Below are 22,285 nucleotides of genomic sequence, written 5' to 3' on the forward strand. Positions count from 1 at the left end.
GCGGGTCGGAGGCCCTTTCAGCCTCGCCGACCGGCTGGGATTCGACTCTCGACATGGTTCAGCTTCGGCTTGTACGGGTTCGGGACGTCGGTGCAGTCGGGTGCCTGCTTCGGTGCGTCGATGCGGTGGCGTTCGGCGGGGTGTACTCGTGTCCCAGTTGGTTTCAGTGCCTCGGTGCCGTGCTTATCGGATACCGCCGTGTCCGCCTCATCTCGGAAGCTGGAGGTGCTGACCCGGGTGAAGGGGCAGCAGTGTGACCGGGGTGGTTTGCTGGCAGTCGCACCCGCGGATAGCCAGAGCTTCGCTCAGGCGTGTTGCCGTACCGAGAAACTTCGGCGATGTCGAGGATCATCGGGGTTGCGCGGCGGCTCGCCGTTGGCGGCGGGGCAGCCGGGAATCCCGCGACCTGTCCACCCACGCGCGCCGTTCCACTGCGTTCTTGCTGCCCTACCGGTAGCATTCCCGGTGTCGACGACGCGCTCCGTCCAAGTTTCGTATCAGAGACTGAGGTTCGGCCAGGTCCAGTTCGCCACGGCTGGAATGTCTTCGCCGTGCTCGCGGGTCCAGGCGCGGGCACGCCAGCGGGCGTCGACCATCTCCTGCCGCAGCCCCGCCGCCTTCTCCCGCAGGGTCGCAACTCTGTCGATCACATCCATGACCAGGTGGTATCGGTCGAGGTTGTTCAGCATCACCATATCGAAAGGCGTTGTCGTGGTGCCCTTTTCCTGGTAGCCGCGCACGTGCAGCTCACTGTGGTTCGTGCGCCGATAGGCGAGTCGGTGGATCAACCACGGATACCCGTGGAACGCGAAGATCACGGGACGATCCCGGGTGAACAGCGCGTCGAACTCGCTGTCGGACAGGCCGTGTGGATGTTCGTCGGCTGGTTGCAGTCGCATCAGGTCGACCACATTCACCACCCGCAACCGCAGTTCCGGCAGACGTGCGCGCAGAATCGCCGCCGCCGCGAGCGTTTCCAGAGTCGGTACGTCCCCGGCGCTGGCGAGCACGACATCGGGTGCGGTGCCCGGATCGTCGTTCTGTCCGGCCCAGTCCCAGATCCCGGCACCGCGTGCGCAGTGCACGGCGGCATCGGAAACCGAAAGCCAGTCCGCCTGCGGCTGTTTCCCGGCGACCACGACATTGACGTAATGCCGGGAACGCAGACAGTGATCGTAGGTCGACAGCAGCGTATTCGCGTCCGGCGGCAGATACACCCGTACGATCGATGCCTTCTTGTTCAGCACCACATCGAGGAAACCGGGATCCTGATGGGTGAAGCCGTTGTGGTCCTGCCGCCAAACATGTGATGACAGTAGATAATTCAGACTCGCGATGGGACGTCGCCACGGTACCGCCGCACTCGCGTCCAGCCATTTGGCGTGCTGGTTGAACATCGCGTCGATGATGTGGATGAATGCCTCGTAGCAGGTGAACACACCGTGCCTGCCGGTCAGCAGGTAGCCCTCGAGCAGCCCCTGGCACATATGCTCGGACAGCACCTCGATCACTCGTCCGGTGCGATCGAGGTCCACATCGAATTCGCCGATCTCGGCCTGCCAATTTCGTCCGGTGACCTGCAGGATGTCCTGCAGTCGATTGCTGGCCAATTCGTCGGGGGCGAAGGTCAGGAAGTTGTCCGGATTGCGCGCGGTGACATCGCGCAGCCAGGCGCCGAGCACCCGGGTGGCCTCGTGCTGGCTCCCGCCCGGCTCATGGACCTCGACGCCGTAGGAGCGCCAATCGGGCAGCCGCAGATCTCGAACGAGCATGCCCCCGTTGGCAATCGGATTCGCGCTCAGCCGCCGATCACCGGCGGGCACCAGGTCGAGCAGCGCCGATACCGGCCTGCCCGTCTCATCGAAGAGCTGTTCGGGTCGATAGGACCGCAACCACTGTTCGAGCACCGCCCGATGCCCTTCATCGGTTCGCGCGGCTGTCAACGGCACCTGATGCGCACGGAACGTGCCCTCGACCGGATCGCCGTCGACCATCGGCGGGCAGGTCCACCCCTTCGGCGTGCGTAGCACGATCATCGGCCAACTCGCGCATGCACCATCGGTCCCCGCGCGTGCGGCCCGCTGGATCTCCGCGATGCGATCCAGGGCGGTCTGCACGGCACTGGCCATCTCCTGATGCACGGCCGCCGGATCGCTGCCCGCGACGACGATCGGCTCGTAGCCGTATCCGCGCAGCAGCATCAGCAATTCGGATTCCGGGATGCGCGCCAAGATGGCCGGATTGGCGATCTTGTACTGGTTCAGCGCGAGAATCGGCAGCACGGCGCCATCGCGCACCGGGTTGAGGAATTTATTGGCATGCCAGCTGGTGGCCAGCGGCCCGGTCTCCGCCTCGCCGTCGCCGACTACGCAGAACACGGTCAGATCCGGATTATCCAGCGCCGCGCCGAACGCGTGCAGCAACGAATAGCCGAGCTCACCGCCCTCGTGGAAGGAACCGGGCGTCTCCGGCGCACAGTGACTCGGCACGCCGCCCGGGAAGGAGAACTGTGCGAACAGCGCGCCCATCCCGGTCTCGTCCTGGGGCACGTGGCTGTACAGCTCGGAGTACGTCCCCTCCAGCCACGCGCAGGCATTCGGCCCAGGCCCGCCGTGCCCCGGCCCGGCCACGAAGACCGCGTTCAGATCGCGCTGCCGGATCGCTCGATTCGCGTGCACCCAAACCAGATTCAGACCGGGCACGGTGCCGAAATGTCCGAGCAGACGCGGTTTGATGTGTTCGGCCCGCAGGGGCTCGCGCAAGAGCGGATTGCTCATCAGATAGATCTGGCCCACCGCCAGATAGTTCGCGGCGCGCCACCAGGCGTCGAGCGCCTCCAGCTCAGCGTGATCGAGCGGGCCCGGCACGTCCCCGAGCCGATACGGCCGCGGCGCGACGGTCGCACCCCCACTGCTTGCGACATTGTCGGCAGAGGTATCGCTGTCGGTACCAACCATCTGCGTCATGCGACGACTCTCCTCACACTCGGGCATCGGAAGCGGCACCTGGAGGGACCGCCTGTCACCGGGTCCTGCACGGTTGCCGACGTCGATCGCTAACGCCGGATGGAGAATTCACCGTCAGCCTACCCAGGCCGGGCCCCGCCGAATCGGTTCTCACGGTCCCTCGCCGGGGGTGGGTCCGTCTGGTGCCGGATGTCACGTGATCCGGTGCCATCTGTCGTCGCATCACCCGGCTGGGCCGAGACGCGTCGCGATGGATTATGGTCCGCCGCATGCAAACACTGCGCAGGATCATCGGTATCGGCACCATTGCCGCCGCGACATTCGCGCTGGCCGCCTGTAGCTCGGACGATGGCAAGGGCTCGACCGCCACCACGTCATCGGCCGCCGCATCGGCGCAGCCCACTTTCGGCAAGCTGCCCGCGCAGCACACCGGCGCCGAATGCACCGCCGACGACATCGTGGTGGTCGGCGGTTTCGGCGCGGCGCCGAAGATCACCATCCCGGACACCTGCACCCCGCCGACCCAGCTCGTCGTCAAGGATCTGGTCCCCGGCAGCGGGCCGGGCGCGGTCGCCGGTCAGCCGCTCACCATGAATTACACGCTGATCACCTGGTCGGATAAGAAGAAGCTGGACAGCTCCTTCGATCGCGGTAAGCCCTTCCAGCTGACGCTGGGTGAGGGACAGGTCATTCCGGGGTGGGAGCAGGGGCTGGTCGGCGTGCAGGCGGGTGCGCGGCGGCTGCTGATCATTCCGCCGAACCTCGGTTACGGCGCGGGCGGCAACGGCATCAAGCCGAACGAAACACTGGTCTTCGTCACCGACGCGGTCGCCGTCGGCAAGTAATCGCGGGGCGGGGTCGGTGGCGGTGGTGCTGCCTGCAGCCCGCCGCGGCGGGTCAACTAACCTGGTCGAGATACGCACGTTGAGCCGTGCGGCGATTTCGCTCGTGATTACCCCCACACGTCGGCCACAAGCAAGTCGACCAGAACCAACGAACAAGGAGCATGTCCGTGAAGAGCACCGTCGAGCAGCTGAGCCCGACCCGGGTCCGGATCAACGTCGAGGTGCCTTTCGAGGAGCTGAAGCCGGACTTCGACAAGGCCTACAAGGCGCTGGCCAACCAGGTCCGCATCCCCGGCTTCCGTCCGGGTAAGGCCCCGGCCAAGCTCATCGAGGCCCGTCTGGGTCGCGGCGCGATCCTCGAGCAGGTTGTCAACGATGCGCTGCCGGGCCGCTACAGCGAGGCGGTCACTACCTCCGAGGTCAAGGTCATCGGCCAGCCCGAGATCGAGATCACCAAGATCGAGGACGGCCAGGAGCTGGCGTTCACGGCCGAGGTGGACGTGCGTCCGGAGATCACCCTGCCCGCCTACGACGGCATCGAGGTGACCGTCGACTCGTTCACCATCGGTGACGAGGACATCGACGAGCAGCTGCAGTCGCTGCGCCAGCGTTTCGGCACCTTGACCGGTGTCGAGCGTCCAGTCCAGAACGGCGACTTCGTTTCCATCGATCTCTCCGCCACCGTCGACGGCGAGGATGTGCCCGAGGCGGCTACCACCGGCCTGTCCCACGAGGTCGGCTCGGGCCAGCTGATCGAGGGCCTGGACGAGGCGCTCATCGGCCTTTCGGTCGACGAGTCCAAGGAGTTCACCTCCGACCTGGTCGCCGGTGAGCACGCGGGCAAGGAGGCGGTCATCACCGTCACCGTGCGCTCGGTCAAGGAGCGCGAGCTGCCCGCGGCCGATGACGACTTCGCCCAGCTGGCCAGCGAATTCGACACCCTCGATGAGCTGAAGGAAGATCTGCGCAACCGGGTCGAGCGCGTCAAGAAGGTCGAGCAGGCCGGTCAGATCCGCGACAAGGTGCTCGAGACCCTGCTGGAGCAGGTCGAGGTGCCGCTGCCGGAGGCGGTCGTGCAGGCCGAGATCGACGCCGTCCTGCACGATGCCGTGCACGGCTTCGACCACGACGAGGCCAAGCTCGCCGAGGCGCTCGAGTCCCAGGGCTCCAGCCGCGAGGAATTCGACAAGGACACCAAGGAGTCCGCCGAGAAGTCGGTGAAGACCCAGCTGCTGCTGGATGCCATCGCCGAGGCGGATAACACCCAGGTCGGCCAGGAGGAGCTCACCGAGCGGATCCTGTTCCAGGCGCAGCGCTACGGCCTCTCGCCCGAGCAGTTCATCCAGCAGGTGCAGCAGGCGGGCCAGCTCGGCGCGGTCTTCGCGGACGTGCGTCGTGGTAAGGCGCTGGCCGGTGTGGTCGGTAAGGTGAAGGTCACCGACTCCGACGGCAACACCGTGGACACCGCCGAAATGTTCGGCGCCCCTGAGGGTTCCGAGCCGGAGACCGCCGAAGAGGCCGCCGCCACGAGCGCCGAATAATTCCATCGAAGAACAACGTGATCGGGTGCCGTGTGGTTGGGTGATTGCGCGGTGAGCGAGCGTTGCGAGTGAGCCGAAAACACAGCGCGCTCTCGCGTACAGCGCAGTCGAGTGTCAGCGAGATTGCGCCGTGAAGGAGCGTAGCGAGTGAGCCGAAAACACAGCGCGCTCTCGCGTACAGCGCAATCGAGCGTCAGCGAGATTGCGCTGTGAGCGAAGACGGGCGGTACCGGGAGTTCGGTGCCGCCCGGCTTCGTTAATGTTTGTGACAGCGAACCAGTGATGGCTGTGTAGCAATCAGAGCCGGTGAGAAGAGAAGGCAGGTATCCGTGACAATGAACAAGGCAGGGGTCCTCATGAGTTCCCCCACTGCTGGTCTCAACCTCAGTGATTCGGTATTCGAGCGCCTGCTGCGTGAGCGCATCATCTTCCTCGGCACCCAGGTCGACGACGACATCGCCAACAAGCTGTGCGCGCAGATCCTGCTGCTGTCGGCGGAGGATCCGACCAAGGACATCTCGCTCTACATCAACTCGCCAGGTGGTTCGGTAACCGCGGGTATGGCCATCTACGACACGATGCAGTTCGCCGAGTGCGATATCGCCACCTACGGCATGGGCTTGGCCGCATCGATGGGCCAGTTCCTGCTCACCGCCGGTACCAAGGGCAAGCGGTACGCGCTGCCGCATGCGCGCATCATGATGCACCAGCCGTCGGCGGGCATCGGTGGTTCCGCGGCCGATATCGCGATCATGGCCGAGCAGTTCGCGCACACCAAGCGGGAGCTGAACGAGCTGCAGGCGCTGCACACCGGTAAGTCCGTCGAGCAGGTGACCGCCGATGCCGACCGCGACCGCTGGTTCACGGCGCAGGCGGCCCAGGAGTACGGCTTCATCGACCACGTGATCAGCCACGCGGCCCAGGCGAACGGCGCGAAGTAAGCCCGCTCCGCAGTTCGCTCACCCACCCAGACTTTGGAGACGAAGATGGCCAATCAGTTCGACCCGCGCGCCGGCCTCGGCGGCACCGCTCCGGCGAGCCCGCAGTCGCGCTACATCCTGCCCTCGTTCATCGAGCACTCGAGCTTCGGTGTCAAGGAGTCCAACCCGTACAACAAGCTGTTCGAGGAGCGCATCATCTTCCTCGGCGTGCAGGTCGACGACGCCTCGGCGAACGACATCATGGCGCAGCTGCTGGTGCTGGAATCGCTCGATCCCGATCGCGACATCACCATGTACATCAACTCGCCCGGTGGTTCGTTCACCTCGCTGATGGCGATCTACGACACCATGCAGTACGTGCGTGCCGATGTGGCCACCGTCTGCCTGGGGCAGGCCGCTTCCGCCGCGGCCGTGCTGCTCGCCGCCGGTACCCCCGGTAAGCGCGCCTGCCTGCCCAACGCTCGCGTGCTGATCCATCAGCCGTCGCTGGAGGGTGGCATCCAGGGTCAGGTTTCGGACCTGGAGATCCAGGCCGCCGAGATCGAGCGCATGCGTCGTCTGATGGAGACCACGCTGGCGCGTCATACCGGTAAGGACGCCGACACCGTCCGCAAGGACACCGACCGCGACAAGATCCTGACGGCCGAGGAAGCCAAGGAGTACGGGATCATCGATACGGTCTTCGATTACCGCAAGCTCAGCGCCCAGAAGTAGGTCGGCCGCGCCGGACGTGGTGCGCTGATCGCTCGTAAGTTGTTCTATGTCAGGAAAATCCGGCCGGGACATATGCCGCTCGGCACGTGGCCCGGCCGGACTACTTCGCCGAAGGCCGATCGGCCGGCAGGGTGTCGGGCGGAAGGTTTTCCGAAGCGGGCGGTCAGGAGTTCTCGGATGGCCGTCGATCGGGGTGAACGTGTTCCAAGTGGTAAGAACTCGGACGACCCCGCGTGAGAAACATGCTCGAGTTGTCGACCTCCGTCGCACACACCGGGTACGGTCAAGCTAGGGACCTTGGCTCCCGGTTGACGGCAGTGCTCGAACCGTCGGAATGGCTCGAGGTGTTCGTGATTACACCCGAGGGTGGCGGATTGCTGGCAACCTGGATAGACGGTTGCACGCGGACAAGGAAGTAGGGACCCACGAGATGGCGCGCATCGGAGATGGCGGCGATCTGCTGAAGTGCTCGTTCTGCGGAAAGAGCCAGAAGCAGGTCAAGAAGCTCATTGCGGGACCAGGGGTGTACATCTGCGACGAGTGCATCGATCTGTGCAACGAGATCATCGAGGAAGAGCTGGCCGAGTCCAGCGAGGTCAAACTCGATGAGCTGCCGAAACCTGCCGAGATCCGGGACTTCCTGGAGAACTACGTCATCGGGCAGGACACCGCCAAGCGCACCCTCGCGGTGGCCGTCTACAACCACTACAAGCGCATCCAGGCGGGTGACAAGGGTCGCGACAGCCGCGGCGAGACCGTCGAACTGGCCAAGTCCAATATCCTCATGCTCGGCCCCACCGGCTGCGGCAAGACCTACCTGGCGCAGACGCTGGCCAAGATGCTCAATGTCCCGTTCGCCATCGCCGACGCGACGGCGCTGACCGAGGCCGGATACGTCGGTGAGGATGTCGAGAACATCCTGCTGAAGCTGATCCAGGCCGCGGACTACGACGTCAAGCGTGCCGAGACCGGGATCATCTACATCGACGAGGTCGACAAGATCGCTCGTAAGAGCGAGAATCCGTCGATCACCCGCGATGTCTCCGGTGAGGGGGTACAGCAGGCGCTGCTGAAGATCCTGGAGGGTACGCAGGCGAGTGTGCCGCCGCAGGGTGGGCGTAAGCATCCGCACCAGGAATTCATCCAGATCGACACCACCAACGTGCTTTTCATCGTTGCGGGTGCGTTCGCGGGTCTGGAGAAGATCATCTCCGATCGCACCGGACACCGCGGCATCGGCTTCGGCGCCGAGGTGCGCTCCAAGGCCGAAATCGATACCGATGACCACTTCGCCGAGGTGATGCCCGAGGATCTGATCAAATTCGGTCTGATCCCGGAATTCATCGGTCGCCTCCCGGTTGTCGCGTCGGTGACGAACCTGGACAAGGACTCGCTGGTCAAGATCCTCTCCGAGCCGAAGAACGCGCTGGTGAAGCAGTACGTCCGACTGTTCGAGATGGACGGCGTCGACCTGGAATTCACCGATGACGCGCTGGAGGCGATCGCCGATCAGGCGATCCTGCGCGGCACCGGTGCGCGTGGTCTGCGCGCCATCATGGAGGAGGTCCTGCAGCTGGCGATGTTCGACATCCCCAGCCGCGACGACGTCGCCAAGGTGGTCGTGAACGCCGATACCGTCAACGACAATGTGCTGCCGACCATTGTGCCGCGTAAGGCACAGCGCGCCGAGCGCCGGGAGAAGTCGGCGTAATCGCTGGACGAACCGAGGCAGACGAAGCCAACTCGCCCTGGCCCGGGCACGTTGCTGTGGCAATCGCGTTCGGACCAGTTCGATGTGTATCGGCCTGCCGATTTGGGTACTCGTGTTACACGGTTGAGTAACCAGCCCAGTCCTGGTCCGTGAATGATCGGGGCGAAAAGTTCCCGCCGACAAGGGTTCTGCCCGGCGGATGCGACGGACCGAGGTCCTCATGTCGACAGTTCTCATTCCCTCAGATCAACGTATCGCTGCCGCGAACGGATCCGGACCACAGCGGTCCGCCGGTCGTCTGTGCGTAGTCGTGTCACCACCCGTGGACGCGGTCACCTTGTGCGCCGTCGGCGGCGAAATGGATTACCTGACGGCTGACGCCTTTCGGCGGTCCCTGCTCGAGGCGCTGCCAACAGCGGGCGCGGTGGTTGTCATCGACCTATCGAAGGTGACGTTCTTCGGCGTCGCGGGGCTGCGGGTATTGATGCAGGCCCGATCCTGGTGCAGCGACAGCGGGCGGCGACTCCAGTTGATCACGGGCCCGCGCTGCGTGGATCGGCTACTAGAGGTCGCGGGTCATGCCGCGGTTTTCGACATCATCCCCAGCCTCGCCGCGGTGGCGCGGGGCAAACTGGCAGAGCTTGCTCGCGCGAGCGCCTGATAGTCGAAAACGCGGGTGCGGCAGCCGAATTCGGTTGCCGCACCCGCGGTCTGGGCGGGCTCGGGATGCTTCGTTGCGCGTATCGTCCTGGCTCCAGTAGGCGCGCATGGCGACGATTTCGCCCTCACCGCTCATGAATTGAAACGGGTTCTAATTCGGAGCGTAGCGGTGCTCGGCGGTCACATGAGACGGAATCCCATCGGGTAGGGCAGACGTACTGGCGCAGATGGCCCCCCGCGCCAGTACACATCGAACTGTGAATCGCGCACCGAGCGGTCCGATCGTCGCCCCTCGGCTATCTTGTTGGCGCGCCAGCGTTTCGGGAACGGTGACGACCGCTTGTCACCATCACTGTGGCGACCGATCGCGCCCGAACTCGGAATCGCCATTGACTCCCTGGTTCGCCATTGAACCTTCTGTCCCGCACTGTTGCGTCTGCTTTAGGTGTCGCCGTAGACCCTCCAGGTGTTACCACCCTGCGGACCCCTGGAAAACTTGTCGCTATTTCCCGCTGTTCGAACCCGGTGTGTCGAGCTTGTGTGGTGCTCGTCGTGCTGTTTACTCGGTCCGGTCAACCAGATGTTCGATGTTCGAGTGACGAGTGAAAGCGGAGGAGACATGGCACTGCCTACCATGACCGCGGAACAGCGCACTGAGGCGTTGGCCAAGGCGGCTGCGGTCCGCAAGGCGCGCTCCGAACTGATCGGCAAGGTGAAGGCCGGCAAGGTTTCGGTTGCCGACCTGTTGAAGAAGGCGGACAGCGACGACCTGGTCAAGAAAACGAAGGTCGCTGCCGTGATCAAGGCGCTGCCCGGTGTCGGACCGGTCAAGGCCGCCAAGCTGATGGATCAGGCGGAAATTCCGGAGGACCGCCGTATCGGTGGACTCGGCGCCCGCCAGCGTGCGGCGTTGCTCGAGGCGCTGAAGGACTGACACGTCGTCCGCAGCGATTGCTTGCAGGTCGCTCGAAAGGGTCAGCCGCACCATGACCGGGAAACGAACGCTCACGTCCGTGGCGTGGCTGTGCGTCGAGAACGGCCGCTTGCTCGCGGTCCGGACCGAGGGACGCGACGCCTTCTATCTGCCGGGCGGTAAGCCCGAACCCGGAGAAACCCTGGCGGGAGCGCTCGTTCGGGAGGTCCGCGAGGAAGTCGGTGTCGAACTGGAGGCACACCGGATCACGCCCGTGGTGATCATTACGGCTCCCGCCCACGGGCGTCCCGGAACGCTGGTCGAGATGCACTGCTTCCGCGCACCCGGTCACGGCACGCCGGCTCCGGCGGCGGAGATCGCCGAGATGGCGTGGCTCGGGCCCGACGACGGACACCTGTGCGCACCGGCCGTTGTGCAGGCCCTCGACCATCTGACCGAGGTCGGAGGTTGGCACGGGTCCTGAGCACGCCCACTTCGCACGGAGAACGCCCCACGGCATGCGCTGTGGGGCGTTACTGTTTCGGGCATCTACCTGGTCATATGGCGGCGTGGAAGGCGGAAGGTGATCGGGTCGGGATCGCGCAACCGCGGCCCGCGCGCAGTGACCAGGAGCACGGCCAGGCCGAGGGCGACGATGAGCGACGCACCGATCAGGCTGAGGATGAAGCTGGCCCCGCCCATATCCGCGGGTTTGTGGAAGGCGTGGTAGATCAGATGCGGAATGCCGAAGACCAGCCAGCCGAGGCCCGCGACATGGGCAAGTGCGCTGCCGCCGAGGAATAGCGCGGCCAGGGTCACGGCGGTCAGCGCCAGGAAGAACGAGCCGACATCGGAGACCAGGTGGTGGTTGTACGGGCCGTCGGCGCAGATCCACTGCATGCCGAAACCCGGAAAGCTGGAGTACCAGGAGTGCGGCGCGAAGACCGCCCACAGTCCGACGATCGCGCCCTGAAATGCCAATACCCCCAACATGATTCGCACCGCGAGCCATCGATTGCGCTGCTGTTCGAACCGCCTCCGCAGGTGTAGCCCGCCGGATTTGCCAGCTACCGTGATCCGCATCGGTCTCTCCGTTCGTCGCCGAACCAGGGATCGGGTGCTGCCACCGTAAGTCGGATCGCGGGTCACGATCAATAGGCGGCGAACTCGTCGGTAACGGTGAGCCGGTCGGCGCCGGAATAGATGTTCATGGTGTCGCCGCGCAGGAAGCCGATCAGGGTGAGGCCGGATTCGGCGGCCAGATCGATGGCCAACGAGCTGGGCGCCGAGACGGCGCCCAACATCGGGATGCCCGCCATCACGGCTTTCTGGACGAGTTCGAAGGATGCTCGACCGCTGACGATGAGCACGAGATCGTTTGCGGGGATCCGGTTTTCGAGAACCGCCCAGCCGAGTACTTTGTCGACGGCATTGTGCCGGCCGATATCCTCGCGCACGGCGAGTGCGGTGCCGTCCGGGGTGAACAGTCCCGCGGCGTGCAGACCGCCGGTTGCATCGAAAACCGTTTGGCGAGTGCGTAATCGGTCCGGCATGGCGGCGAGGGCATCGGTGTCGACGGTGATCGAAGTGTCCGGCAAGGGAAATCTGGTATGGGTGCGGACCTCGTCGAGTGCGGTCTTGCCGCAGAGACCGCACGCGCCGGTGGTGAGGAAGTTGCGGCTGTGCACCGGGACCGGGGTGCGCAGCTGGACATCGAGGACGTTGTAGGTGTTCTGGCCGTTCTCGTCGGTGCCCGCGCAATAGCGGGCGCTCACCACATCCGCGGCGGCTTCAATGATGCCCTCGCCCAAGAGGAATCCGTGCACCAGCTCGATATCGCTGCCCGGGGTGCGCATGGTGACCGTGAGCGACTGGCCGTCGAGGCGCAGCTCCAATGGTTCCTCTACCGCAACGGAATCCGGGCGTTCGATCACGCCGCTCGGTGAGATACGGCGCGTCTTGCGGCGCGCGGTTACTCGACTCACGATGGCTGGCCCACATAGACGTGCGGCTCCACCCGGATGGTCACAGCCTTGGAAACCGGCGTATTCGACTGTGCCGCAACATGATCCAGCGGAACCAGTGGATTGGTCTCGGGGTAGTAGGCGGCGGCATTGCCGCGCGGGGTCGGGTATTCGACGATGCGGAAGCCGGTAACCTTGCGTTCGATGCCATCGGTCCATTCGGAGATCAGATCCACCAGATCGCCGTCCACGAAACCGAATTCGGTGATGTCGTCGATATTCATCAGGACCACCTTGCGGCCGCCGTGCACACCGCGGTAGCGGTCGTCCAGGCCGTAGATGGTGGTGTTGTACTGGTCGTGGCTGCGTAGCGTCTGCAGGATCAACCGGCCCTCGGGGACGGGTACCCAGGTCAGTTCATTCACCGCGAAGTTGGCTTTGCCGGTGGCGGTGTGGAATTCGCGGGAGTCGCGCGGCGGATGCGGCAGGACGAAGCCGTTGCGGTTGCGCACCCGCTTGTTGTAATCGGCGAAACCGGGTACGACCCGGGCGATCGCATCGCGGATTTTGTCGTAGTCCTGCTGGTACTGCGCCCACGGCACCGGGTGATCGGGGCCCAACAGCGTCTGCGCGAGTTCGCAGACGATGGCGACCTCACTGCGCAGGTGCTCGCTGACCGGCTCGAGCCGGCCGGTCGACAAGTGCACCATCGACATCGAATCCTCCACCGACACTTGCTGTTTGATGCCGTTGCGCAGGTCGAGATCGGTGCGGCCGAGGGTGGGCAGGATGAGTGCGGTCGCGCCGTGTACGACGTGGCTGCGGTTGAGTTTGGTGGAGACGTGTACGGTCAGCGCGCAACTGCGCAGCGCCGCCTCGGTCACCTCGGTATCCGGGGTAGCGGAGACGAAATTGCCGCCCATGCCCAAGAACACCCGCGCCGCCCCCGCGCGCATGGCACGGATGGCATCGACGGTGTCATAGCCGTGTTTGCGCGGGCTGGTGATGCCGAATTCGCGGTCCAGTGCGTCGAGGAAGGTGTCGGGCATCTGCTCCCAGACGCCCATGGTGCGGTCACCCTGCACGTTGGAGTGGCCGCGCACCGGGCATACGCCCGCGCCGGGTTTGCCGATCATGCCGCGCAGCAAGAGCAGATTGGTCGCCTCCTCGATGGTGGCGACGCCGTGCTGCTGCTGGGTCAGGCCCATCGCCCAGCAGACGATGATGTTCTTCGATTCGGCCAAAAGTGTTGCGGTGCGGTGCAAATCGTCATCGGTGAGGCCGGTTGCCGTCCGCACGGTGGCGAGATCGACGGCGCGCATATTCTTTTCGTATTCGGCGAAGCCCGCACAGTGCGTATCGACGAATTCGCGGTCGACCACTGTGCCCGGCGCGCGGTCCTCGGCCTCGAACAGCAGTTTGCCCAGGCCCTGGAACAGCGCCATATCGCCACCGAGGCGGATCTGCAGGAAGTCGTCGGCGATGGCGACACCGCTGGTGAAACCCTTGACCGTCTGGGGGTCGCGGAAGCCGAGCAGTCCGGTCTCCGGCAGCGGGTTGACCGCGACGATCTTGGCGCCGTTGGCCTTCGCCCGCACCAGCGCGCTGAGCATGCGCGGATGATTGGTGCCCGGGTTCTGGCCCGCGACAATGATCAGATCGGCTTTGTTGAAGTCGTCGATCGAGACCGAGCCCTTGCCGATGCCGATGGAGTTGGTCAGCGCGGTGCCGGAGGATTCGTGGCACATATTCGAACAGTCCGGCAGATTGTTCGTGCCGAAGCTGCGCACCAGCAATTGGTAGAGGAATGCGGTCTCGTTGGCGGTGCGGCCCGAGGTGTAGAAGAGGGCTTCGTCGGGCGAGCTCAGCGCGCGCAGGTGCTCGACAATGAGCCGGTAGGCGTCGTCCCACGCGATGGGCGCGTAATGGGTCGCGCCGGGGCGTAGCACCATCGGATGGGTGAGGCGACCCTGCTGGCCGAGCCAGTAACCGGACTTGGTCGCCAGCTCCTCGATCGAGTGTTCAGCGAAGAATTCGGGGGTGACGGTGCGCAGTGTCGCCTCCTCGGCGACGGCCTTGGCGCCGTTCTCGCAGAATTCGGCCGGGCGGCGGTGTCCCGTCGGCTCCGGCCAGGCACAGCCGGGGCAGTCGAAGCCGTGCACCTGGTTGACGCGGGCCAGGGTGCGCGCGGTACGCAGCAACCCCATCTCCTCGACCCCGCGTTTGAGCGCGACGGCCACGGCCGTCACGCCCGCAGCCTGCCTCTTGGGCGGGGTCACTGTCAGCTCGGACTCGTCGATGTCCTGTGTCGGCCCGTTGCGGTGCATAGTGGATATTGTCCTCTTCTCATATTTTTGTCGCGGACCCCCCCTTTGTCCGGATCCCCGCATTGCGATTATCGGGTCGTGCCCCCGCACCGGATTGTCGGTGCCCGGTATTCGTTTGCCACACGGCGACGCGACCTGGTAACCAGCGGTTTTCGCCGGATTCGGGCTCTGTGGGAAGCCTGCGCATCGGCGGGGCAGGGCTCGCCATATCTGCGGATCGAATTGCCGATCTGAGGCGTGGGCGGATGGAGACGCCTGCGGCAATACCGCTGCGCGCCGGCGGGGAGCGTCGGCACGCGGCGTCTCGGCGCGTGAAGTCCAGCATTCGGTCGCGCTGCTGGTCGCGGTCGGATGCCTGTTCGGCCGCTTCTCCCTTGATGCCGGGTTTTGCGGGTAGCGCGCTTGGGTCTGCGCGACCGGACTCGGCGTTGGTGTGAGATGGTCAGGATCGGCTGCGTTTGCTCGTGGCTGGTGTCGGGTGCTCGGGGCGGTCCTGCGTGCGATAGGTCAGGATGCGTTGGCCTATGCGCAGGCTCCAGCCGGAATGCAGTTCGGTGGGGGTAGTGCCGATGCGGGTCCATTCGTCGGCTCCGGGGGCGGCTATGAAAGTGCCAGCGGGGGTTGCGGCGTCGCGGACGTAAACCTTGCCGCGGTCGACCGAGACGTAGGCGTGCACTCGCGAGACGTGGCGGTCGCGCGGGACCGCGATGGGGGTAGCCGTGCCCGCACGCACCGTCTCGTCGATCATCGGGCTGCGCCCGACGACGTACGCTCGGTCGAGTGGATAGGCGGAACCATCCGCGAGAACCAGCGTGCCGACGGGCTGCCCCGCCTCCGAGTTGTTCGCGCCGCCGATCGGTCGCAGTGGCCGCGGTCGTACCCCCTGCAACGCCGGAATCTTGTGCAGTGCAATTGGTTCCGGCCGCGCTGCCATCCCGGCTCGCGTTCCGGTGTTGTCCTCCGGTTTCCGGGCGGACATGGCCGGGGTACTGATCCCCTCCGCACCGGTCTGCCCGGATCCATCGGACAGTGCCGAAACCTTTGGCCGCGCCTGCGACAACGCCGCGCCCGGCCGGGCGGCGGCCGTCGATTCCATGGGCCCGGCCTTATCGGTCGGCTCGCCGAATCCCTCGGCTTGTGCCGCCGATCCCCGCGAGGTGCGGTCGGAATCTGTCGACCTGGTGGGTCCTGCTTTTTCCGTTGGCTCGTCGGAGTCGGGGAGGGCTTCGAATCCGGCTGCGGCGGTGGGTGGGGGTTCGGCGGCGGGAGAAGGGGCGCCGGTGGTGCGGGCTCGGGTGGCTGCGGATTTTCCGGTGCGGCGGGCTGCTATGCGTAGGACGAAACCGCCGCCTGCGACGATGCCGGCGCGCAGGTCGGTGCGTGGCAGTTCGTGTATCGGGAAGGCGGTGTCCGCGCCGACCGCGATGCTCCGCACCGGTTCTCGCACAATTTCGTCTACCCAGGTGAACGCGCGGGCTCCGGCGAGTCGCCGCGTGCCTTCCGCGCCCTGGATCTCCGCGCTGACCTGTCCGCGCAGGAGTACGACGGTGCCGTCGGCAGTCGGTGCGATAACGCCGAAGGGCGCAGGTTCGGAATTACCGCCGAAAACCACTGCGGCCAGCCGTTGCGCGATCGCCGCTCCAGGATGCCGCGCATCCGACACGGCCTCGATCGCACCGAGTATCCGGTCCGCGGAAGGGGTTTCGCCTGCGAGGTACACGACTACCGCACCGAAGCGCGCGATCAGACCATTGCCCGGCGCAATCCCCACGGTCGACGGGGCATTCCGCACGCCGCCTCCTTCCCGGACCACCACCGGCGTCCAGCATAGAGCCTGCCGAGCACCCGAAACGGCCCCTCGAGCAACAGCAAAGGGCAGGCGCGCAACGATCTGTGTCCACCCAGTGCCCCGAAGTGCGCTGCGTCACTCGCCCCCAGCGCATGCGGCGTCATGGCCGGAGACGAGTCGAACTACGTTCGGCACGGTGCCCGAGCCGGCGGGCGACACCTGGCGCGACCGCCTCACGGGGCGACGATCGGTCACTCTGGGCGCTGCGGGCGCTGATCAACGGCATCCTGGCGACTCCGGTCGGATGAGTTCCGTGGGAAAATCATCCATGCGGATGATTCGACCGGCGGTCGAGGACGACCTGCCGATACTGCAAGATATCGAGCGTGTGGCGGGTAAACCATTCGCCGACATCGGCATGACTGCCGTTGCCGATGACGATCCGCCCTCACTGGATACGCTCCGGGAATTCCAGCAGGCGGGCCGCGCCTGGATCTATCCCGATGACGCCGGGCGCCCGATCGGCTATCTGATTCTCGGCATCGTCGACGATAACGCCCATATCGACCAGGTCTCGGTGGATCCGGATCACGCGGGCAAGCGGATCGGCAAACAGCTCATCGACCACGCGGTCCGCTGGGCGAAATCCCAAGGGATGCAGGCGATCACGCTGACCACCTTCATCGATGTGGCCTGGAACGGCCCGTACTACGAACGTCTCGGCTTCCGCTTCCTGGCGCCCGCCGAGGAGACCGCGGAGCTACGCGAAATCCGTGCGGCCGAGGCTGCGCACGGCCTCGACCTGTGGCCGCGCGCCGCCATGCGCGCCGAACTCGACCTCTGGCAACTGGATTAAGGCTGGCGCGCGAAAGCGGCCTGCGCGGCGGGTAGGGCTGCCGCCCGGTCTTCGGGGACGAGACCGATCCGGGTGCGGCGGTCCAGCAGGTCGTCGGTGGCGAGCGCGCCTTCGTGGGTGATCGCGAAGGCGAATTCGGCTGCGGTGACGTCGATTCCGGGCGCGACCGGTTCGGCGAGTGCGGGATTGCGCTCGGCCGGTTCGAGTATGGATGCCGACTCGCTACCGTAGCGCTCGACCAGCACAGCCGGGGCGGCGATGCGGTCGCGAGCGGCGCCGGATACCGTGCCCACCAACGGAAGTCGCTTGGTGCGGCACGGTCCGGCGGTGAGGTTGCCGTGCGCGATCGCCGCATCGACGGCATCCTCGGCCATCCGGCGGTAGGTGGTGAGTTTGCCGCCGACGATGGTGATGACACCGGTGGGGGAGCGCAGCACCGCGTGCCTGCGGGAGATATCGGCGGTGCTGTTGTCAGCGGTACGCAGTAGTGGGCGCAGTCCGGCGTAGGTGCCGCGTATATCGTTGCGGGTCAATGGCTCTCGGAGTGCGGTGTTGATGGTGTCGAGGAGGAAATCTATTTCGGTATCGGTGGGCTTCGGTTCGTCGGGAACCGGGCCGGGGGCATCCTCGTCGGTGAGACCGAGGTGGACCCGGCCGTGGGCGGCGGGGAAGGCGAAGACGAAACGACTGGTGCTGCCGGGGACGGGGACGGTCAGCGAGGCGGTCAGTCCGCCGAAGGATTCGGCATCGAAGACCAGGTGGGTGCCGCGGCTGGGGCGCAGTTCGATGCTCGGGTCGACCTGATCGGCCCAGACGCCGGTGGCATTGACGACGCTGCGAGTTCGGATGGATAGGGTCTCGCCGGTCCGGGTGTCGTGCGCGGTTGCCGAATCTCCGGTCACGTCAAGGGCTTCCACGCGGGTGAGGATCGTTGCGCCGTATGCGGCGGCGGTGCGGGCCAATGCGACCACCAGCCGCGCATCGTCGACCAGCTGTCCATCCCAGGCCTGCAGGCCGCCGCGCAACCCGTCGCGGCGCACGGTCGGTGCCGACCGCAGCACCTCGGCGGTCGCGACGTGACGCGAACGCGGCAGTGTCGCGGGCGAAGTGCCCGCGCTGCGGCGCAGTACATCCCCGGCGACGAAACCGGCTCGAATCAAAACCCGCTGCGCGATACCGATTTCCGGCAGCAACGGCACGAGCTGCGGTAACGGACGAACGAGATGCGGTGCGGTGGTTGTGATCAGAATCCCGCGCTCGACCGCGCTGTCCTGTGCGATGCCGACCTGCCCGCTGGCCAGATACCGGAGTCCGCCGTGTACCAGCTTCGAACTCCACCGGCTCGTGCCGAACGCCAGATCGTGCCGCTCCAGCAGTACGGTCCGCAGTCCGCGCGCCGCGGCATCGAGCGCGGCGCCGGCTCCGGTCACGCCGCCGCCGATCACCAGCACATCTATTTCGCCACCGTCGCCGAGCAGTTGCAGCTCGCGGTTGCGGCGTCCGGCATTCAGCGCGGAATTGCCGTGGGCGCCAGTCGAATTCGCAGTCATTACACTCCCTTTCGATGGCAGACGGATCGCCGGTGCCGAGGTGTTCGGCAATGGGGTTCGGTCATCGCGCCTTCTCGGCGGGCGCCAGGTAGCCGTCGATCGCGCGGGCCAATTCGGTATCCAGCGCCGTACCGGCCAGCAACGGCGCGACCGTGCCGGCCGACTGCACCGCCGACTGCGCGATCAGTAGCAACATGGTCGCCATCTGTTCCGGATCGCCACCGCGAATCGTGCCGTCCCGATGGCCGTCCCGGATGCCCGCACCGAACAGCTCGATCAGCGCGCGCTGGTTGCGGCCGAGGCGGCCGAAGACGTAGGTGAGCATGAGGTCGGTATCAGTGCGGAAGATCTTGCCGAACAACGGATTCGAGCGAATCTTCGCCGCACCCGCGGCCACCCCCTCGACCAAGCGGGTGCGCGCATCGCCGGCGGCCGGCATGGTGTCGGCGATGATCGCGCGCAGTTCGCGCACCAGCAATTCGGCGACCAGTGATCCGGTATCGGGCCAGCGCCGGTAGACCGTCGGTCTGCTGACACCGGCGCGGCGGGCCACCTCGGTGAGCGTGGTGCGACGCACCCCGAACTCCTCTACGCAGGCTCTGGCCGCATCGAGGATCGCGAGATCGGTGGCCGAGAGCGCGTCATCGGGGGCGGACGCTGTGGAGGTCATCGGATATCACCACCGGGTGTCGGCGGCATCGAGGTGCCGGAAAGACGGATACCTTATCATTACTGCTTGACAGTCTATGTCAAACTGTAACGTATGGCCGAGACGCAGCAGGACATCGTCGAAATCGGGCCGTCCGCGACCGGGGCACCCACCGAAAACCCGGGCGCGCCGTCGTATGCGGCGAGTATGGTGTGGGACGCCTGGGGCATCCCCGCCGGACACAAGCCGCTTTCGGCTTCGATTCGGAACCTGTTGACGCAGGTATTCGGAGTGTCCGGTGACCCGGTGGCGCGCCGCGATGAGGGCGATGTGCCGCTACGCGAGTCGACACTGACGCCGGCTCAACGGGACGGGTTGGTCGCGGTGGTCGGCATGGGCAGCATTTCGGTCGACCACCACGATCGTCTGCTGCACGCGGGCGGTAAGAGCACCCCCGACCTGTTGCGCCGTCGTGCCGAGGGGCCGCAGGACGCACCCGACGCCGTCGTCTTCCCTGCCGATCACGAGCAGGTACTCGCCGTGCTCGGCTACTGCGCCGACAATGCCATCGCGGTCGTTCCCTTCGGCGGCGGTACCAGTGTGGTGGGTGGCGTCGATCCGGTCCGCGGTCGCTTCGATGCTGTCATCGCGCTGGATCTGCGCCGCCTGGCCGGTATTTCGGAGATCGATCCGGTCAGTGGCACCGCCACGCTCGGCGCCGGACTCACCGGCCCCAGGGCCGAGGAACTCCTTGCCGCCCAGGGATTTTCGCTCGGTCACTTCCCGCAGAGCTTCGAATTCGCCAGTATCGGCGGATTCGCCGCGACCCGGTCCTGCGGGCAGGCATCGGCGGGCTACGGCCGCTTCGACGACATGGTCCAGCACCTCAAGGTCGCGACACCCAGCGGCACCATCGAACTAGGCCGTGGACCCGCCTCCGCCGCGGGCCCGGACCTGCGCGAACTATTCGTCGGGTCGGAGGGGACGCTGGGGGTGATCACCGAGGTCACACTGCGGGTGCATCCGGTGCCGGAAACCGTCGTCTACCAGGCTTGGTCTTTTCCCGACTTCGAAACCGGATCCGCCGCACTGCGTTCGGTGGTGCAGGCGGGTGCCGCGCCGACGGTGCTGCGGTTGTCCGACGAGGTCGAGACCGGCGTGAACCTGGCGCGCTCGGCCGATATCGGCGGCGAGGCGGTGGCCGGTTGTCTGGCCATCACCACCTTCGAAGGCGCCGATGCGCATGTCGCGGCCCGCAGTGCCGAGGCGAGGGCACTGCTCGCGGCGGCGGGCGGGACCGTTCTGGGACAGACCCCGGCCCAGCAATGGGAGCACGGGCGTTTCGCCGCACCCTATCTGCGCGATGCACTGCTCGATCTCGGTGTGCTGTGCGAAACCCTGGAAACCGCGACGACCTGGTCGAACCTTGCCGAGCTCAAGGCGAGGGTGACCGCGGCGCTGACCGATGCGCTCGCCCGGCAGGGCACCCCGCCGCTGGTGATGTGCCATATCTCGCATACCTATCCGACCGGAGCGTCGCTGTACTTCACCATCATCGCCAAGCAACTGGACGATCCGATCACCCAGTGGCACCTCGCGAAAGGTGCGGTCGGTGAAACGATCGTGGCCGCGGGCGGCACCATTACCCACCATCATGCGGTCGGCACCGACCACCGCCCCTGGATGCCGAACGAGATCGGTGATCTGGGCGTGCGCGTACTGCGCGCGGTGAAGCGGGAACTGGACCCCGCGGGCATCCTCAATCCGGGAAAGCTGGTTCCGTGATACAGGATGGGTGTCCCGTCCGCGCGATCACCGTGGTGACCAACCCGCAGTCCGGTGTCGGCCGAGGGCACGAGGTAGCCGCGATCGCGCTGGCGCGCTTCGCCGCCCGCGGGGTCCAGATCACCGAGGTGCGCGCACCATCGGCCGCCGAATCCGTACGCCAGGTGCGGAATTCGATCGCCGGCGGCGCAAAGCCGGATGCGGTGGTCTGCGTCGGCGGCGACGGCTTGATGAATGTCGTCCTGGAAGCCATCGCGCAGACCGGCGTGCCGCTCGGCCTGATCCCGGCGGGCACCGGCAATGATCTCGCGCGCGAAATCGGTGTGCCCACCGGCGATCCCGTCGCGGCCGCGGACCTGATCCTCGGCGGCCGCACCCGCACCATCGATCTCGGCCGCATCGAATCGCCCACGCCGACAGCCCCAGCCAAATGGTTCGCCACCGTCACCGGTACCGGTTTCGATGCGCGAGTCACCTTGCGCGCCAACGATATGCACCGGCCCAAGGGGCCGATGCGCTACACCTTCGCCGCACTGGCCGAGATTTCCGGCCGATTGACGGTGCCCTACCGAATCGAGCTGTCCGGAGTCGCTCCCGGTGCGCTCGACAATCCCGACGCCGACACCCTCATCGAGACCGAAGCCGTCATGGTGGCCGTCGGCAATACCCGCACCTACGGCGGCGGCATGCTGGTCTGCCCGGACGCGCTAATGGATGACGGGCTACTGGATCTGACTGTTGTAGGCCCGGTTTCGCGGCTGGATATGCTCCGCCTGCTGCCCGCGCTGTCGGCGGGTAAGCGCATCGAGCACCCGAAATCCAAGCAGTATCGCGTCGCCCGGGTGACGCTTACCGCTCCGGGCGCGCCCGTCACCGCCGACGGCGAACCGGCAGGGATGCTCCCCGTCACCCTCCGCGCGGTCCACGGCGCACTTACTGTGCTGGTCCCATGACCACTACGGTCGACCCGCGAGACCGACGCGGCGTGGTGGTCGATGGTTCGGTCCAGGAGGACCGTCGAAGACCGGTTCTCTGAATTGGAGGTGTCCGGTCGCTCACGTTCATCCCCATGAC

18 protein-coding genes are annotated in these 22,285 nt (G+C 66.1%); 11 read left to right on the forward strand and 7 right to left on the reverse strand.

Annotated elements, in window-relative coordinates; translation table 11 throughout:
* Window positions 1-497: 497 nt before the first annotated feature.
* Complete coding sequence (locus ACW2Q0_RS10705) at window positions 498-2,957, reverse strand: phosphoketolase family protein (RefSeq protein WP_457188883.1); 2,460 nt, start codon at window positions 2,955-2,957, stop codon at window positions 498-500.
* Window positions 2,958-3,235: 278 nt separating this feature from the next.
* Here ACW2Q0_RS10705 and ACW2Q0_RS10710 point away from each other — a divergent pair, with 278 nt between their 5' ends.
* From ACW2Q0_RS10710 to ACW2Q0_RS10745, 8 genes are all read left to right on the forward strand, one after another.
* Window positions 3,236-3,811: an FKBP-type peptidyl-prolyl cis-trans isomerase gene (locus tag ACW2Q0_RS10710; protein ID WP_457188718.1), complete on the forward strand. Its 576-nt coding sequence runs from the start codon at window positions 3,236-3,238 to the stop codon at window positions 3,809-3,811.
* A 167-nt stretch (window positions 3,812-3,978) separates the two neighbouring features.
* Window positions 3,979-5,352: a trigger factor gene (gene tig, locus ACW2Q0_RS10715; protein ID WP_457188720.1), complete on the forward strand. Its 1,374-nt coding sequence runs from the start codon at window positions 3,979-3,981 to the stop codon at window positions 5,350-5,352.
* Window positions 5,353-5,708: 356 nt separating this feature from the next.
* On the forward strand, window positions 5,709-6,293 hold the full coding sequence (locus tag ACW2Q0_RS10720; protein WP_457188722.1) for an ATP-dependent Clp protease proteolytic subunit: 585 nt from the start codon (window positions 5,709-5,711) through the stop codon (window positions 6,291-6,293).
* Window positions 6,294-6,338: 45 nt separating this feature from the next.
* Window positions 6,339-7,007, forward strand: a complete 669-nt coding sequence (locus ACW2Q0_RS10725) for an ATP-dependent Clp protease proteolytic subunit (RefSeq protein ID WP_364501262.1) — start codon at window positions 6,339-6,341, stop codon at window positions 7,005-7,007.
* A 430-nt stretch (window positions 7,008-7,437) separates the two neighbouring features.
* Window positions 7,438-8,718 carry an ATP-dependent Clp protease ATP-binding subunit ClpX gene (gene clpX, locus ACW2Q0_RS10730; RefSeq protein ID WP_063044679.1) on the forward strand — a complete coding sequence of 427 codons (1,281 nt, stop codon included), beginning with the start codon at window positions 7,438-7,440 and terminating at the stop codon, window positions 8,716-8,718.
* A gap of 310 nt (window positions 8,719-9,028) precedes the next feature.
* A complete protein-coding gene (locus ACW2Q0_RS10735; protein ID WP_457188726.1) occupies window positions 9,029-9,379 on the forward strand; it encodes an STAS domain-containing protein in 351 nt (116 codons plus the stop codon).
* Between the two features lie 618 nt (window positions 9,380-9,997).
* Complete coding sequence (gene mihF / locus ACW2Q0_RS10740) at window positions 9,998-10,312, forward strand: integration host factor, actinobacterial type (RefSeq protein ID WP_040687687.1); 315 nt, start codon at window positions 9,998-10,000, stop codon at window positions 10,310-10,312.
* A gap of 52 nt (window positions 10,313-10,364) precedes the next feature.
* Window positions 10,365-10,775 (forward strand): NUDIX hydrolase, encoded by a 411-nt coding sequence (locus tag ACW2Q0_RS10745; protein WP_457188728.1) that lies wholly within the window; start codon window positions 10,365-10,367, stop codon window positions 10,773-10,775.
* Between the two features lie 65 nt (window positions 10,776-10,840).
* Here the strand turns inward: ACW2Q0_RS10745 and ACW2Q0_RS10750 are convergent, their stop codons facing one another.
* From ACW2Q0_RS10750 to ACW2Q0_RS10765, 4 genes are all read right to left on the reverse strand, one after another.
* Entirely contained in the window at window positions 10,841-11,374 is a 534-nt protein-coding gene (locus ACW2Q0_RS10750) for a hypothetical protein (protein ID WP_457188730.1), read from the reverse strand.
* A gap of 68 nt (window positions 11,375-11,442) precedes the next feature.
* A complete protein-coding gene (gene fdhD / locus ACW2Q0_RS10755; RefSeq protein WP_457188732.1) occupies window positions 11,443-12,276 on the reverse strand; it encodes a formate dehydrogenase accessory sulfurtransferase FdhD in 834 nt (277 codons plus the stop codon).
* Window positions 12,273-14,582 (reverse strand): FdhF/YdeP family oxidoreductase, encoded by a 2,310-nt coding sequence (locus ACW2Q0_RS10760; RefSeq protein WP_457188734.1) that lies wholly within the window; start codon window positions 14,580-14,582, stop codon window positions 12,273-12,275. Before ACW2Q0_RS10760 ends, fdhD begins: the two co-directional genes overlap by 4 nt.
* Window positions 14,583-15,024: 442 nt before the next feature.
* A complete protein-coding gene (locus ACW2Q0_RS10765) occupies window positions 15,025-16,374 on the reverse strand; it encodes an FHA domain-containing protein (protein WP_457188736.1) in 1,350 nt (449 codons plus the stop codon).
* Window positions 16,375-16,699: 325 nt separating this feature from the next.
* On the opposite strand from ACW2Q0_RS10765, the gene ACW2Q0_RS10770 reads away from it, so the two are divergent.
* Window positions 16,700-17,227, forward strand: coding sequence for a GNAT family N-acetyltransferase (locus tag ACW2Q0_RS10770; RefSeq protein ID WP_457188739.1), 528 nt, complete (start codon window positions 16,700-16,702; stop codon window positions 17,225-17,227).
* Here ACW2Q0_RS10770 and ACW2Q0_RS10775 read toward each other — a convergent pair.
* Window positions 17,224-18,777 (reverse strand): glycerol-3-phosphate dehydrogenase/oxidase, encoded by a 1,554-nt coding sequence (locus tag ACW2Q0_RS10775; protein ID WP_457188740.1) that lies wholly within the window; start codon window positions 18,775-18,777, stop codon window positions 17,224-17,226. The genes ACW2Q0_RS10770 and ACW2Q0_RS10775 overlap by 4 nt on opposite strands.
* A gap of 61 nt (window positions 18,778-18,838) precedes the next feature.
* Complete coding sequence (locus ACW2Q0_RS10780; RefSeq protein ID WP_457188742.1) at window positions 18,839-19,447, reverse strand: TetR/AcrR family transcriptional regulator; 609 nt, start codon at window positions 19,445-19,447, stop codon at window positions 18,839-18,841.
* 186 nt (window positions 19,448-19,633) lie between these two features.
* On the opposite strand from ACW2Q0_RS10780, the gene ACW2Q0_RS10785 reads away from it, so the two are divergent.
* Window positions 19,634-21,211, forward strand: a complete 1,578-nt coding sequence (locus ACW2Q0_RS10785) for an FAD-binding oxidoreductase (RefSeq protein ID WP_457188885.1) — start codon at window positions 19,634-19,636, stop codon at window positions 21,209-21,211.
* Window positions 21,208-22,164 (forward strand): YegS/Rv2252/BmrU family lipid kinase, encoded by a 957-nt coding sequence (locus ACW2Q0_RS10790; RefSeq protein ID WP_457188744.1) that lies wholly within the window; start codon window positions 21,208-21,210, stop codon window positions 22,162-22,164. Before ACW2Q0_RS10785 ends, ACW2Q0_RS10790 begins: the two co-directional genes overlap by 4 nt.
* Window positions 22,165-22,285: the final 121 nt, after the last annotated feature.

The organism is Nocardia citri, assembly GCF_054065835.1.

What these genes read in the sequence shown, in the direction of transcription:
- ACW2Q0_RS10705 (WP_457188883.1), bottom strand. Translation starts at nt 2,957, where the DNA reads ATGGTTGGTACCGACAGCGATACCTCTGCCGACAATGTCGCAAGCAGT.
- ACW2Q0_RS10770 (WP_457188739.1), top strand. Translation starts at nt 16,700, where the DNA reads ATGCGGATGATTCGACCGGCGGTCGAGGACGACCTGCCGATACTGCAA.
- ACW2Q0_RS10785 (WP_457188885.1), top strand. Translation starts at nt 19,634, where the DNA reads ATGGTGTGGGACGCCTGGGGCATCCCCGCCGGACACAAGCCGCTTTCG.
- ACW2Q0_RS10710 (WP_457188718.1), top strand. Translation starts at nt 3,236, where the DNA reads ATGCAAACACTGCGCAGGATCATCGGTATCGGCACCATTGCCGCCGCG.
- ACW2Q0_RS10745 (WP_457188728.1), top strand. Translation starts at nt 10,365, where the DNA reads ATGACCGGGAAACGAACGCTCACGTCCGTGGCGTGGCTGTGCGTCGAG.
- ACW2Q0_RS10780 (WP_457188742.1), bottom strand. Translation starts at nt 19,447, where the DNA reads ATGACCTCCACAGCGTCCGCCCCCGATGACGCGCTCTCGGCCACCGAT.
- ACW2Q0_RS10750 (WP_457188730.1), bottom strand. Translation starts at nt 11,374, where the DNA reads ATGCGGATCACGGTAGCTGGCAAATCCGGCGGGCTACACCTGCGGAGG.
- ACW2Q0_RS10725 (WP_364501262.1), top strand. Translation starts at nt 6,339, where the DNA reads ATGGCCAATCAGTTCGACCCGCGCGCCGGCCTCGGCGGCACCGCTCCG.
- ACW2Q0_RS10760 (WP_457188734.1), bottom strand. Translation starts at nt 14,582, where the DNA reads ATGCACCGCAACGGGCCGACACAGGACATCGACGAGTCCGAGCTGACA.
- ACW2Q0_RS10775 (WP_457188740.1), bottom strand. Translation starts at nt 18,777, where the DNA reads ATGACTGCGAATTCGACTGGCGCCCACGGCAATTCCGCGCTGAATGCC.
- ACW2Q0_RS10720 (WP_457188722.1), top strand. Translation starts at nt 5,709, where the DNA reads ATGAGTTCCCCCACTGCTGGTCTCAACCTCAGTGATTCGGTATTCGAG.
- mihF (WP_040687687.1), top strand. Translation starts at nt 9,998, where the DNA reads ATGGCACTGCCTACCATGACCGCGGAACAGCGCACTGAGGCGTTGGCC.
- clpX (WP_063044679.1), top strand. Translation starts at nt 7,438, where the DNA reads ATGGCGCGCATCGGAGATGGCGGCGATCTGCTGAAGTGCTCGTTCTGC.